Genomic DNA, 13,848 nt, shown 5'->3' on the forward strand with positions numbered 1-13,848 from the left:
GAAAGGTCCGCGCGTAGCGCGGGAAGGGCGGCGCCGCCCCGCAGGCGAGCCCCTACTCCGCCCCAGCCCCCCGCAGGGGAACCGCGCCGCGCAACGCCGACAAGACCCTGCTGACCCCCGCTCCGCCCGCCGCCCCCCGCCGCACCGCCGCCACCACGTGGCGACGGGGCCGATCCTCGGTCAAGGTCCGCATCGTCACGCCGTCACGACGCACCGCGGCCATGCGGGGGACGAGGGCGACCCCCATCCCCGCCTCCACCATCGCGAGGATCGCCGTCCAGCCGGAGGCGGAATGCGCCTGCTCAGGAGTGAACCCCGCCCCCTCGCACGCCGCCCGCGTGATCTCCGACCAGGGCCCGCTGCCCCCGAAGATCCATGGCTCGCCGGCCAGATCAGCGAGCCGGAGCCCCTCCACCGCCGCCAGCGGATGCTCCCCGGGAAGCGCCACGTCCAGCGGATCGGCGAGCAGTGACTCCCGAGTGAAGCGCGTGTCCGCGTCCGCCGCGGCCGGCGCCGTCACCGCGAGCGAGAGGGCCACGTCCACCTCCCCCGCGGCAAGGAGCTCGTACGCCTCCGCCGCCTCCACCTCACGGACCCGCACCGAGATCCCCGGCGCCGCGGCCCGCAGCTCCCGCACCGCCGGCACGACGAGCGCGGGCACCGCCGTGGAGAAGGCCCCGACCCGCACCTCCCCCGCCTCGCCCTGCGCGTACGCCGCCAACTCCGCGTCCGCACGCTCCAGTTGGGCGAAGACCGCCTCCGCGTGACGGAGGACGAGATGCGCCGCGTCCGTGAGGCGCACCCGCCGCCCATGTGCCTCCAGGAGCGGCACCCCCAGCTGCTTGGCGAGGTTGGACAGTTGCTGCGACACCGCCGACGGCGTCATCTGCAGCGTCCGCGCCGTCGCGGTGACCGTGCCCCGCTCGCTCAACGTACGCAAAATCTGCAGCTTCTTGATGTCCCACTCGCTCATGGAGTCAACGTACCGACTGGTCGAGAGTGGTGATCCCACCGACCGCACCCCCTACTTCGCACGCGCCGCGCCCCGCGCCGCACCCAGCACCACCCCGCCCAGGATCAGCCCCATGCACAGCACCTGCAGCCACCCCATGGCCTCGCCGAGCACCGCGAAGGAGAGCAGCGCGACGCACACCGGCTGGAGGTAGTAGATGACCCCGGCGCGGGCCGCGCCGATGATCGAGATCGCCTTGTTCCAGGCGAAGAAGGCGATCGCGGACGAGACGACACCGACGTACAGGAGCGGCGAGACCGTCCCGACGGTCGGCGTGAAGCCGCCCTGGAGCACGAAGCTCGCCACGAACACCGGCAGCAGCATCAGCGCGCCGAGCACGAACGTCGCGAAGAGGAACGGCAGCCCGTCGATCTCCGCGGGCTTCCGCTTGAGCAGCGCGCTGTACGAGCCGAAGGCCAGCGCCCCCGCGATCACCCACAGGTCGCCCACCGCGAAGTCCATGGAGAGCGAGCCCCCGGACACCAGGATCAGGACGCCCGCGCAGGCGATCAGCATGCCCGTCACCCGGCGCGCCCCGAGCCTCGCGCCGCCGAGGCGTTCGTACACCGCCATCAGGACGGGCGACGCCGCCATGATCATGCCCATGTTGCCGGCGGTGGTGGTGACGCCCGCCTGGTTGACCAGGGTGTTGTAGATGGTGACGCCGAGGAGCGCGGCGACGAGCAGGAAGCGGAGGTGCGCGCGGAGAACGGCCCGCTGCCGCCACGCCTGACGCGCCGCGAAGGGCGCCACCGCCACGATCGCGATGATCCACCGCCAGAACGCGTGCTGAACGGGCGGCACGCTGTCGGCGAGGGCACGCGAGGTGACGAAGCTGCCCGACCAGACGACGGTGGCGAGTGCCGCGAGGGCGAGACCGAGGCCGATGGGGCCCGCGGCCCGCTGTGCCTTGCTCGCCGCCGTCGGCCTCGACGTGGTGGGGATGGGGGTCGTCCGGTCCAGGACAGTCACTGATATCCCTTGCCTCTCTCCCGGGGGTCCCGGGAACGCACGATCCCCGCCGGGGTACACACCACCCGGCGGGGATCACTTGGTTGGTTGCGGGATTACCTTCACACCCCCGCACCCATCAGGTCCATCGAATCTTTTCGAGACATCTTTTAAGTTGTACTGAACAGTGTCGGCTGCCGACCGCCCCGCCCCCTCAGACCGCAGCCTCCGCCCCCCACCCCTCCAACGCCGCCCGCAGATCCCCCGCCTCCGCCTCGTCCGCCGCCCACGCCACGTACCCGTCGGGACGGACAAGGACGGTCGTACGCCGGTCACTCGCCCAGTGCGTCACCACCGCGCGTCCCGCCCCGTCGCTCTCCTTGCAGTCCGCGCCCTCCGGGGCGATCAGCACGAACCGGCCCTCGCGCAGCGCCTCGTAGAGCCGCCCCTCCCTGAGCGCGATGTCCGGCGCGCGGTGACCGGTCATGCGGTGGGCGCCCTTTGGGGCGGGGTAGTGGTAGCCGATGCCGGTGATCTGGCCGATCGCCTTCTCGCGGACCGGGCGCACGGCGCTGATGAACGACGCGAGGGCGGCGCGGCCCGCGATCGACCAGGGGCGCTTGGCCATCGCGAGCCGCACGATCCCGCCGCTGCTGCGCAGGACCGCCTTGCCGATGGGGTGCCGCTCGGCCTGGTAGGTGTCCAACAGGCCGTCCGAGGCGCGGCCCTGGACCGCCGCCACCAGCTTCCAGCTCAGGTTCACCGCGTCCTGCAGTCCGGTGTTCATGCCCTGTGCGCCCGCCGGGGTGTGGACGTGCGCGGCGTCCCCGGCGAGGAAGACCCGGCCGACGCGATACGCCGGCGCCTGGCGCTCGTCGCTGTGGAAGCGGGACATCCAGCGGGCGTCGTGCATGCCGTAGTCGTGGCCGAGCGCGAGCCGGGTGATCTCCTTGACCTCTTCGAGGTCGAGGGGCTCGCTGTCGGGGACGTTGTGCGCGCGGTTCCAGCCGATGACGCGGTAATAGCCGTCGGCGAAGGGCGCGATGAAGGCGAAGGCGTCTCCGGCCGCGTTCACCGTGAGGACCGACGCGGGCTTCTCGGCGAGCTTCACGTCGGCGAGCACGAGCGAGCGGATGGCGGACTTCCCGGGGAAGGGCAGGCCGATGGCCTTGCGGACCGGGCTGTGCAGGCCGTCGGCGCCGACGACGTACGCGGCCCTGTGCGTGCTCGACCCGCCGTCGGGACCCCGGACCTCGAGGTTCACGCCGTCCGCGTCCTGGGCGAGCCCGGTGACCTCGCACTCGAAGCGGAAGTCGACGCCGGCCGCGATGGCCCGCCGCTCAAGGACTCGCTCGACCTCGTACTGCGGCAGGACCAGGAGGTGGTTGTAGCGCGAGTGCAGCTTGTCGAGGCCCACGTCGAGGTGGGCGAAGAGGCGCAGGCGGTCGAGCGTCCGGCCCTTGGCCTCCAGTTCGTCGGCGAGGCCGCGCGCGTCGAGCTGTTCGAGGGTGCGGGCGTGCAGCACCAGGGCGCGCGAGAGGTTGCTGATCTCGTGCGGCCGCTTTTCGAGCAGGGTGACGGGAACGCCCGCGGCGGCCAGGTCCCCGGCGAGCAGCAGCCCGGTGGGGCCGGAGCCGACGACGATCACAGCGGGGCTCGCGGTGCCGGTCGTGTCCTGTGTTCCGTTCATGACGGCCTCCTTGTGCCAACAGCTGTTGGTCAACGCTTGTTGGCTAACGTAGGACCGCCGTCATGGACTGTCAACACATGTTGGCCTACGCTTGTTGGCATGACCGAAAGTGCACCCGATTCAGCGACCCGGAGCCGAACGGCCGTCGAGGGTCCCCCGGCACCGCCCCGCCGCTCCGACGCGACCCGCGGCGCGATCCTGGCCGCCGCCCGTGAGCGGTTCGCCGCCGACGGCTATGAGCGGGCCACCATCCGCGCCATCGCCAGGGACGCGCGGATCGATCCGTCGATGGTGATGCGCTACTACGGCAACAAGGAGGGCCTGTTCGCCGCGGCCTGCGCCATCGATCTGCGCCTGCCCGATCTCACCTCGGTGCCGCGCGAGGCCGTGGGGCGCGCCCTGGTGACGCACTTTCTGGATGTCTGGGAGAAGGACGGCGTGCTGACGGCGATGCTGCGCGTCGGCATCACGAACACGGCGGGCGCCGAGCGGATGCAGGCCATCTTCAGGGATCAGCTGCTGCCGGTCGCGCGCCGCGTCTGCCCCGATCCGGCCGAGGCCCCGACGCGGGCCGGGCTGTGCGCCTCACAGATCCTGGGCATGGCGCTGACCCGGTATGTGCTGCGGTTCCCGCCCGCGCTCGCGCTGTCCGCCGAGGAGATGGCGGACTGGGTCGGGCCGACGGTGCAGCGGTATCTCACGGCCGAGCGGCCGTGAGAGACGTTGAAGGCTCCGCACACACGTAGGGGGCTCTTCGCCGTCATACGCGTGCGTTGCGTACGTCGACGAAGAGCCCCCTACGGAGAGCTCGCGAAGCGAAGTGGCGTCAGCCCTTCTTCTCCTGCTTGCGGGACTTGTCACCGACCATGACGAGGCCCGCGATCACCAGGAACAGCACGATGGGCGCCACGACATAGAGGCCGAGCGTGTCGATCACGCTCAGGCCCGGACCCGGGTCGTCGCCGTCGTCGCGTGTGAGCGCGAGCGCGGGGGACGACATGAGCAGCATCATCAGCGTCGTACCGGAAGCCAGGGCGCCGGCGCGCAGGGCAGTCTTCTTGTCCACGGTGCCAACGTAGCGAACTGCTAAACGGGCCGCGCGCCCGGGGGTGCCGTACGGGTCCTTTCGCGCATACGGAACACGTCCATGAACGCGTGGACACGTGGTGACGCGGCGAGTTCCTCCAGGGTGACGGGTCGGCCCGCGGCGTCGGCGACCGGCAGCCGCCAGTTCGGATACTGGTCCCAGGTGCCGGGAAGATTCTGCGGCCGGCGGTCGCCCACCGCGTCCGGCAGCCAGACGCCGATCATGCGGGCCGGGGAGGCGAGCAGGAAACGGTGGACGGCGCGGATCTCCTCCTGCTCGTGTCCGCCGCCGCCGGGCAGCATCCCGAGGCGGGAGAGCAGCGCGAGCCACTCCGAGACATCGGCGGCCGCCTCGGCGCGTTCGAGGGCCGCGGGGCGGGTGAGCAGGCCGAGCCGGTCGCGGAGTTGGACGTGCTCGCCGGTGATGCGGGCCGCGGTGGAGGGCAGGTCGTGGGTGGTGGCGGTGGCCAGGCAGTCCGCGCGCCACTCCTCGGGCGGCAGCGGCCGTCCGGTGCCGGCCCAGTCCCGCTCGAACCAGAGCACGGAGGTGCCGAGCACACCGCGCCGCTGCAGGGTCTCGCGGACGCCGGGCTCGACGGTGCCGAGATCCTCGCCGATGACGAGGGCGCCCGCGCGGTGCGCCTCCAGGACGAGGACGGCGAGCATCGCCTCCGCGTCGTACTGGACGTACGTCCCCTCGGTGGGCGCGCGGCCCTCCGGGACCCACCAGAGCCTGAAGAGCCCCATCACGTGGTCGATGCGGATCGCGCCCGCGCGGCGGAGCAGGGCCCGCAGGAGGGCGCGGTACGGGGCGTAGCCCGACTCGGCGAGGCGGTCGGGGCGCCAGGGCGGCAGGCCCCAGTCCTGGCCGCGCGCGTTGAACGCGTCCGGCGGCGCGCCCGTCGACATGCCCGCGGCGAAGTGCCGCCGCTGCGCCCACGCGTCGGCTCCGGCCGGGTGCACGCCGACCGCGAGGTCGTGCACGAGGCCGATGGCCATGCCCGCGTCCCGCGCGGAGCGCTGCGCCGCGGCGAGTTGGGCGTCGGTGAGCCAGGCGAGGCGGCAGTGGAAATCGACGCGGTCCATCAACTCGCGGCGGGCACGGGCGGCTTCGGGTGACGCGGGGTCGCGCAGGGGCTCGGGCCAGGCGTGCCAGTCGGGGCCGTACCGCTCGGCGAGCGCGCACCACGTGGCGTGGTCCTCGAGGTCGTCGCCGTGCTCGGCCAGGAAGTCGTTGTAGGCGGCGCGCCGGCCGGGGCCGAGCGGGACCTCGCGGATCAGTTCGAGGGCCTGGACCTTGAGCTCCCAGACCGCGTCACGGTCGATCAACTGGCCCTGCTGGAGCACGGATTCACGGAGCGCGGCAGCTCGCCGCGTGATGTCGGCGGCCAGATCACGGGCCTCGCCGTCCAGATGGGCGTACTCGGGGATGTCCTCGATCCGCAGATGGACGGGGTCGGGGAAGCGACGCGAGGAGGGGCGGTACGGGGAGGGGTCGGACGGCCCGTCCGGAGGCTTCGGGACCGCCGCATGCAAGGGGTTGACCTGCACGAACCCGGCCCCCAGGGCCCGCCCGGACCAGGCCGCGAGCTCGGCGAGATCCCCGAGGTCACCCATGCCCCAGGAGCGGCGGGAGAGGAGGGAGTAGAGCTGGACGAGAATCCCGTACGTCTTCTCGCGCGGGGGCGGCAGACGGTGCGGGGCGGCGATGAGGTGGGCGGTGGCTGTCCGGTCGTCCGGGGTCGCGGCTCGGAGCCGGTGTACGCCCAGTGGCAGGGCGGGCGCCACCCCAATTCCGGGTACGCGTCCAGGTGGCTCTGCCGACGGCACATGCCACTCCAGCCGCTCCCCCTCCTCCGTCTCCACGCTCACCCGCGTGCCCGGCGGCAGCACGGCCCAGGGCGGGGCCGCCTCAGGATCGCCGCCCTGCCACATCACCACCGTCGGAGGCAGCAGACGGGCGCTCACCTCGGCCTCGCGGGCCGCGAGGGCGCGCCGCAGCGCCTCGGGGGTGCTCGCGTCCACGTCCAGGGCGGCCAGGGCCGCGATCACCGCGGCGTCGGTGGCCGGAACCGTGCGGTCCGGGGACGGGGAGTATGCGGTCGCCACGCCGTGCAGAACGGCGAGGCGGGAAAGTCCGGTGGGATCGGTGGGCCCGGTGGTGGGGCCGGTCGCTCCGGATGGGGCCATCTAGACCCCCATGTAGGCCAGACCCGACGCGGTGCCGGAAGAAGTGGGCTCGCTGGTCAGCGGGGCGGCGTCGGCGAGCGGAGGCTCGCTGGTCAGGGGTGCTGCGTCGGCCAGCGGGGGCTCGCTGGTCAGGGGCGGCTCGAGGCAGCCGCAGGAGCAGGATCCGTCCAGACCGGAGTCCGGTCCGGAGACCTGTTTGGAGAGAGCGGAGAGAAGAAGATTCGCGGAAGCGGGCACGTAAGGCTCCATTGTCAGGGGGCAGGTGTCAGGGGCAGGTCTTCGGCAGCCCTACCCAGTGCACGGGATCGCAGACATATCCGTTGTATGAACGTGCGCGCACTCACATTCGTTTCCCTCAGTGGGGGGTCGAACGCAAGATCTTCCTTCCCCCTCACCTTCGGTACCCCCCGTCCCTGCCCGCGTACGGGCGATACATTCCGGCCCCGCACAAAGAACCCGCGTATGTCACAGGGAAGAAAACCCCCACAACACCCACGGCCGTTGACACCCCCACCACGCGAGTGGTGGGCTCAGTGACACCCTGAGACAACTGACGCACCACACGTGATCACCAGCACGAAGGACACGAGGAGAGGGCCGTGCAACTGCGGCGCAGGAAAGGCGCGGCGGCCATCGCCGTCGCCGTCATCGCGGGCGCACTTTCCGGCGCCCCCGGCGCTGTCGCCGCCCCCGGCCTCCCCGGAAAGCCCGGCGCCCCCGCCACCTCCCCGGACGACGACCGGGAGAGCGACGGCACCCTCCCCCCGGTCTGGCCCCGCCCCCAGTCGATGACCACGGCCGGGACCCCGGTCACCGTCACCGACGAGGTCGTGCTGGCCACCGGCGAGGACCCCGACCCGTACGCCATGGACGCCCTGCGCGCCCTGCTGCGCGACGCGGGTGTCCGCGAGACCACCGAGGTCAGGGACGGCGGGCAACTCCCCGCGGGCGGTGGCAGGCTCGTCATCCGCGTCGAAGGCGCCGCCGCCGACCAGGCGCTCCGCACCCTCGGCGCCCGCCCCCGCGCCGACCTCCCCTCCGGCGGCTACCGCCTGGCGGTGGGCCGGATCGGCGGCCAGGACACCATCGCCCTCGCGGGCGCGGGCAGTGACGGCCTCTTCCACGGCGTGCAGACCCTGCGCCAGCTGCTCACCAGGACCGCCGGCGGCACCACAGTCCCCGGGGTCCGGATCCGCGACTGGCCCGGCACCGCGGTCCGCGGCATGACGGAGGGTTTCTACGGCACCCCGTGGACCCGCGAGCAGCGCCTGGACCAGCTGGACTTCATGGGGCGCACGAAGCAGAACCGCTACCTCTACGCCCCCGGCGACGACCTCTACCGCCAGGCGCGCTGGCGCGAGCCCTACCCCGCCGACCAGCGCGCGGACTTCCGTGCCCTCGCCGAGCGGGCCGAGCGCAATCACGTGACGCTCGCCTGGGCGGTCGCCCCCGGCCAGGCCATGTGCATGTCGTCCGACAAGGACATCAAGGCCCTGAACCGCAAGATCGACGCGATGTGGGCGCTGGGCGTACGCGCCTTCCAGCTGCAGTTCCAGGACGTCAGCTACAGCGAGTGGCACTGCGGCGCCGACGCCGAGGCCTTCGGTTCGGGGCCCGACGCCGCCGCGAAGGCGCAGGCGCGCGTCGCCAACGCGGTCTCCGCGCATCTGGCCGAGCGCCACCCCGGCGCGAGGCCGCTCTCGCTGATGCCCACGGAGTACTACCAGAACGGCTCCACGGAGTACCGCGACGCCATCGCCGCCCGCCTCGACGAGGGCGTCGAGGTGGCGTGGACCGGCGTCGGCGTGGTCCCCAAGACCATCACCGGGCGTGAACTGGCGGGTGCCCGCAAGGCGTTCGGCTCGCACCCGCTCGTGACGATGGACAACTACCCCGTCAACGACTTCGCGCAGGACCGTATCTTCCTGGGTCCCTACACCGGCCGTGAGCCCGCCGTGGCCACCGGCTCGGCGGCGCTGCTCGGCAACGCCATGGAGCAGCCCTCCGCCTCGCGCATCCCGCTGTTCACCGCCGCCGACTACGCGTGGAACCCGCGCGCCTACCGCCCGCACGAGTCCTGGCTCGCCGCGATCGACGACCTGTCGGGCGGTGACGCGAAGGCCCGGGGCGCCCTGCGGGCCCTCGCGGGCAATGACGCCTCGTCCGTCCTGGGCGCCGACGAATCGGCGTATCTGCGTCCGCTCATGGACGACTTCTGGCGGGCGCGCACGACGACGGACACCGCCCGCGTGGAGAAGACCGGACAGGCCCTGCGGGACGCCTTCACCGTGATGAAGGAGGCTCCGCGGCGCCTCGCCGACAGCGACCTCGACACCGAGGTGGGGCCCTGGGTGGAGCAGTTGGCGCGCTACGGGGAGGCCGGCGAGACGGCGGTCGACATGCTGCGCGCGCAGTCCACCGGCGACGGCGCCGCCGCCTGGCGCGCCTCGCGCACCCTGTCGGGGCTCCAGAAGGACCTGAAAGCCTCCCGGGTGACGGTCGGCAAGGGCGTCCTCGCCCCCTTCCTGACACGGGCCCAGAAGGCGTACGGGTCGTGGGCGGGGCTCGACGGCGAGCAGGCGTCGGACCGCGCGACGGTCCGCACTCCCCGCGCCCGCCCTCTCACGGCGGTGACGGCGCTGACCGACCCCGGCACCAAGGGCAGCATCGAGGCGCACGTCCCCGGCGAGGGCTGGCGCCGCGTCGGTGCCCTGTCCGGTACGGGCTTCACCGAGGCCAAGCCTTCGGCACCCAAGGACACCGCCCTGCGGGCCGACGCCGTCCGTGTCACGGTCACCGAGGGCACCGTCCGCCACGTCGTCCCCTGGTACGCCGACTCCCCCGCCGCCCGCTTCTCCCTGGCCCGCACCGAGGCCGACGTGGAGATCGGCGGCGGCCCGCAGCGGATCACCGCGGAGCTGACGTCCCTGCGCCCCGGCGACGTGCAGGGCAAGGTCACGGCGAAGGCGCCCAAGGGCGTCGAGGTGCGCACCCCGGCGAAGTCGACGCTGCCGCGCGGCACGCGCGTGGACGTCCCGGTCGACGTCACCGTCCCGGCGGGCACACGCGCGGGGACGTACGAGATCCCGGTCACCTTCGACGGCCAGACCCGCACGGTCTCGGTGCGCGCCTACCCCCGCACGGACGGCCCCGATCTGGCGCGCGGCGCGAAGGCGTCGTCGTCGGGCGACGAGACGAAGGACTTCCCCGCGTCGGGCGCCAACGACGGCGACCCGAAGACCCGCTGGTCGTCGCCGGTCGAGGACGGCGCCTGGTGGCAGATGGAGCTCGCCGAACCGGTCAGGCTCGGCCAGGTCGTCCTGCGCTGGCAGGACGCGTACGCGGCGGGCTACCGCGTGCAGACGTCGGCCGACGGCAAGACCTGGCGCACGGCGGCCACCGTCAAGGACGGCAAGGGGGGCCGCGAGAGCATCCGCATGGACGCCCGCGACACCCGCTTCATCCGCGTCCAGGGCGACAAGCGGGCCACCCGCTTCGGCTACTCGCTCTGGTCGGTCGAGGCGTACGCCGTGGCCGCGGCCGCCCGGGACTGACGGCGGCCGACGGCCACGCTCAGGCCCCGTGCGGGCGGCCACGTACAACAGAGCCCGGATCGATTCCTAGGCAGAGATGCCATCGATCCGGGCCATCGCGTCGTCCGCGCCGAACGGCTGCAAATACGGCAGCCAGCGCGGATCCCTGTGCCCGGTCCCGATGATGCGCCACGCGAGCCCCGAGGGCGGCGCGGGCTTGTGACGCAGGCGCCACCCCAGCTCCAGGAGATGACGGTCCGCCTTGGTGTGGTTGCAGCGGCGGCAGGACGCCACCACGTTCTCCCAGGCGTGCTGACCGCCACGGCTCTTCGGAATGACGTGGTCGACGCTGGTTGCGACGCCACCGCAATACATGCACCGACCGCCGTCGCGGGCGAAGAGCGCCCGCCTGGTCAGAGGAACGGGCCCCCGGTAGGGGACCCGGACGAACCGCTTGAGGCGGACCACGCTGGGTGCGGGGACAGTGCGCGTTGCGCTGTGCATGAAGGCGCCGGATTCCTCGAGGCAGAGAGCCTTGTTCTCCAGGACGAGGACGAGCGCGCGGCGGAGCGGTACGACGCCCAGAGGCTCGTACGACGCATTGAGGACCAGGACGTGCGGCACGGATGCCTCCTATTACGCCGGCGGCGCGTGGCTCGCGCCGGGACGATCTGTAGCCAGTCTCCCCTCATGCCTGGTCCAAGCGCCACCATGTGCTCGTAACGGGCTCGGAGTGTTTTCGACCACACATGTACAACACCCTCATCTTCCCCAGGTGAGCACGGTCTCTCCCTCGAACATCACAACGATCCACACACAATGCCCCGTTAGTGTGGTGTCTCTGCCCGGTGCATCTCCTGGGCAGGCCGCTATGCCTGGAGGTACCTGCCGTGTTCCTGTCCGCTCTGTCAGCAGCCGGAACGGACCCGGACGACAAGTCGACGCCGAAGCCCCCGACCTTGGAAGACGCCCAGGAGCACGCGACGAACGCCGCGAGCTGGGTGGAGCAGAACTGGTCGGCGTGGCTGGGCATCGGGCTCCGCATCCTGCTGATCGTCGCCGTGGCCATCGTCCTGCGCGTGGTCATCCGGCGCTCGATCACCAAGCTCATAGAACGCATGAACCGCACGGCCCAGTCCGTGAACGGCACCGCGCTCGGTGGACTTCTCGTGAACGTGGAGCGCCGCCGTCAGCGCTCGCAGGCCATCGGCTCGGTGCTGCGCTCGGTGGCGTCGTTCCTGATCCTGGGCACCGCCGCGCTCATGATTCTCGGCACATTCCAGATCAACCTCGCCCCGCTGCTCGCGTCGGCGGGTGTGGCGGGCGTGGCGATCGGTTTCGGCGCCCGCAACCTGGTCACGGACTTCCTCTCCGGCGTCTTCATGATCCTGGAGGACCAGTACGGCGTGGGTGACTCGATCGACGCGGGCGTGGCGTCCGGCGAGGTCATCGAGGTCGGCCTGCGCGTGACGAAGCTGCGCGGCGACAACGGCGAGATCTGGTACGTCCGCAACGGCGAGGTCAAGCGCATCGGCAACCTCAGCCAGGGCTGGTCCACGGCGGGCGTCGACGTCACCGTCCGCCCGGACGAGGACCTGGAGAAGGTCAAGGCGAAGCTGGTCGAGGTCGGCGAGTCCATGGCCAAGGACGAGCCGTGGAACGAGCGCCTGTGGGGCCCGGTGGAGGTCCTCGGCCTGGACAGCGTCCTGCTGGACTCGATGGTCGTACGGGTCTCCGCGAAGACGATGCCCGGCAACGCCCTCGGCGTGGAGCGTGAGCTGCGCTGGCGCATCAAGCAGGCCTTCGACGAGGCGGGCATCCGCATCGTGGGCGGCCTCCCGCTCCAGGCCGTGGAGGAGGCGACGGCGGACCCGTCGGCCGCCGTGGCGGCCCCGTCGGCCTACGCGTCCGCGACCTCTCCGCAGTCGCTCGCGGCCTCCCCGATCGCTCCGCCGCCGAATCTGTCGAAGTAGCCGTACGCCTCCAGGTCAGAGGGGGCTTCCGGAGGCCGCCAGGTGCCCCGGGCGCCGGGTGCGGTAGCTGTCGGCGTCCAGCGCGATGACCTCCGCGTGGTGGGCCAGGCGGTCCACCGTCGCGGAAGCCGTGGCGCCGTCGCCGAACACCTCGCCCCACTGGCCGAGGGCCAGGTTGCTGGTGACGATCAGCGAGCCCCGCTCGTAGCGGTGCGAGACGAGCTGGAAGAAGAGGCGGGCGACCTCGGCGTCGAACGGCACGTAGCCGACCTCGTCCACGACGAGCACCGGATACGCGTCGAGGCGGGAGAGCTCCTTGCCGAGACGGCCCGCGGCCTTGGCGTCCGCGAGCCGGACGCCCCACTCGGCGGCGGTCGCGAACAGCACCTGGTGTCCGGCCTGGCAGGCCCGTACGCCCAGGGCGGCCGCCAGGTGCGTCTTGCCCGTGCCGGGCGCGCCGAGCAGCACCACGTTGGCCTTGCGGGCGACGAAGTCGGCCTTGCCGAGGCGGGTGATCACATGCGGCTCGGGCGCCCGCAGCCGCCCCTCGTCGAACAGCTCCAGGACCTTCCCGGGCGGGAACCCGGCGGCCTCGATCCGCTCCTCCGCCCCCGCGCCCGCGCCCGCATGCGGCTCCGCCTGCTGCCCGCCGCCCCGCTGCACCGGGATGACCACGGTCCGCGTGTCCTCTTCCCGGTGCTCCCCGTGCGCGCCGCGCAGCCTCGCCTCCTGCGCCGCCATGGGCCCGGACATGTACGCGAGGATGGCCGCCGAGGCGATGAACGCCATGTGGATGACGGTGCCCCAGAGCAGGTCGTGCCGGGGCGTGTGGTGCACGTCGACGAACATCTGGAGCAGATGCACCGACGAGATCCCCACGATGGCCGTGGCCAGCTTGACCTTCAGCACGTTGGAGTTCACGTGGGACAGCCACTCGGGCTGGTCCCGGTGGCCCTGCAGGCCGATGCGCGAGACGAAGGTCTCGTATCCGCCGACGATCACCATGATCAGCAGATTGGCGATCATCACCACGTCGACGAGCTTCAGGACGGCGAGCATCACGTGCGTCTCGTCCGCCTGCCCGCTGACGACGTGGTGGACGAGGTGCCACAGCTCGTTGAAGAACTTGTAGACGTACACGCCCTGAGCGGCCACCAGGCCGAAGTACAGGGGTGCTTGGAGCCAACGGGTCGCGAATAGGGCACACCCCAGGGTGGTCATGTTCGGTGGGGACGAGGTGGAGCGGGACACCGGACCTCCATCAGCCGTAAGGCCCGTCATTGTCCTGGCTCGGCGCCGACAATCTGAATTCGTGCCACCCGTTGGGATTAATAGGAATCCAGTCGGACAACACCCGTGTCCCGACCGCCGCCGGAGCACTCCGTGCAACACCGGCCCCCGCCAGGTAACGAG

11 protein-coding genes are annotated in these 13,848 nt (G+C 72.0%); 3 read left to right on the forward strand and 8 right to left on the reverse strand.

Annotation, left to right across the window (positions count from 1 at the left end; genetic code table 11):
* Positions 1-52: 52 nt before the first annotated feature.
* The 3 genes from AB0I66_RS30765 to AB0I66_RS30775 form a co-directional block, all read right to left on the reverse strand.
* A complete protein-coding gene (locus AB0I66_RS30765; RefSeq protein ID WP_363211235.1) occupies positions 53-973 on the reverse strand; it encodes a LysR family transcriptional regulator in 921 nt (306 codons plus the stop codon).
* Positions 974-1,024: 51 nt separating this feature from the next.
* Positions 1,025-1,900 (reverse strand): DMT family transporter, encoded by an 876-nt coding sequence (locus AB0I66_RS30770; RefSeq protein WP_363211552.1) that lies wholly within the window; start codon positions 1,898-1,900, stop codon positions 1,025-1,027.
* A gap of 277 nt (positions 1,901-2,177) precedes the next feature.
* Positions 2,178-3,653 carry an FAD-dependent monooxygenase gene (locus tag AB0I66_RS30775; protein ID WP_363211236.1) on the reverse strand — a complete coding sequence of 492 codons (1,476 nt, stop codon included), beginning with the start codon at positions 3,651-3,653 and terminating at the stop codon, positions 2,178-2,180.
* Between the two features lie 99 nt (positions 3,654-3,752).
* Between AB0I66_RS30775 and AB0I66_RS30780 the strand changes: the two genes are divergently transcribed.
* The gene (locus AB0I66_RS30780; protein ID WP_363211237.1) at positions 3,753-4,370 is read left to right on the forward strand and encodes a TetR family transcriptional regulator; all 618 of its coding nucleotides are present in this window, start codon (positions 3,753-3,755) and stop codon (positions 4,368-4,370) included.
* A gap of 109 nt (positions 4,371-4,479) precedes the next feature.
* Here the strand turns inward: AB0I66_RS30780 and AB0I66_RS30785 are convergent, their stop codons facing one another.
* The 3 genes from AB0I66_RS30785 to AB0I66_RS30795 are packed head-to-tail and all read right to left on the reverse strand — an operon-like array spanning position 4,480 to position 7,166.
* Positions 4,480-4,719, reverse strand: coding sequence for a hypothetical protein (locus tag AB0I66_RS30785; RefSeq protein WP_363211238.1), 240 nt, complete (start codon positions 4,717-4,719; stop codon positions 4,480-4,482).
* 20 nt (positions 4,720-4,739) lie between these two features.
* A complete protein-coding gene (gene malQ / locus AB0I66_RS30790; protein WP_363211239.1) occupies positions 4,740-6,929 on the reverse strand; it encodes a 4-alpha-glucanotransferase in 2,190 nt (729 codons plus the stop codon).
* Positions 6,930-7,166 carry a hypothetical protein gene (locus AB0I66_RS30795; protein WP_363211240.1) on the reverse strand — a complete coding sequence of 79 codons (237 nt, stop codon included), beginning with the start codon at positions 7,164-7,166 and terminating at the stop codon, positions 6,930-6,932.
* 362 nt (positions 7,167-7,528) lie between these two features.
* Here AB0I66_RS30795 and AB0I66_RS30800 point away from each other — a divergent pair, with 362 nt between their 5' ends.
* Positions 7,529-10,483, forward strand: coding sequence for a beta-N-acetylglucosaminidase domain-containing protein (locus AB0I66_RS30800; protein WP_363211241.1), 2,955 nt, complete (start codon positions 7,529-7,531; stop codon positions 10,481-10,483).
* A 66-nt stretch (positions 10,484-10,549) separates the two neighbouring features.
* On the opposite strand, the gene AB0I66_RS30805 is transcribed toward AB0I66_RS30800, so the two are convergent.
* Positions 10,550-11,086, reverse strand: a complete 537-nt coding sequence (locus tag AB0I66_RS30805; protein WP_190080400.1) for an HNH endonuclease — start codon at positions 11,084-11,086, stop codon at positions 10,550-10,552.
* A gap of 266 nt (positions 11,087-11,352) precedes the next feature.
* Here AB0I66_RS30805 and AB0I66_RS30810 point away from each other — a divergent pair, with 266 nt between their 5' ends.
* Positions 11,353-12,435, forward strand: coding sequence for a mechanosensitive ion channel family protein (locus AB0I66_RS30810; RefSeq protein ID WP_363211242.1), 1,083 nt, complete (start codon positions 11,353-11,355; stop codon positions 12,433-12,435).
* A gap of 15 nt (positions 12,436-12,450) precedes the next feature.
* Here AB0I66_RS30810 and istB read toward each other — a convergent pair whose 3' ends face one another.
* Positions 12,451-13,656 carry an IS21-like element helper ATPase IstB gene (istB, locus tag AB0I66_RS30815; protein ID WP_363211553.1) on the reverse strand — a complete coding sequence of 402 codons (1,206 nt, stop codon included), beginning with the start codon at positions 13,654-13,656 and terminating at the stop codon, positions 12,451-12,453.
* Between the last annotated feature and the right edge of the window lie 192 nt (positions 13,657-13,848).

The organism is Streptomyces sp. NPDC050439 (assembly GCF_040655335.1).
In the GTDB taxonomy this organism is placed as follows: domain Bacteria; phylum Actinomycetota; class Actinomycetes; order Streptomycetales; family Streptomycetaceae; genus Streptomyces.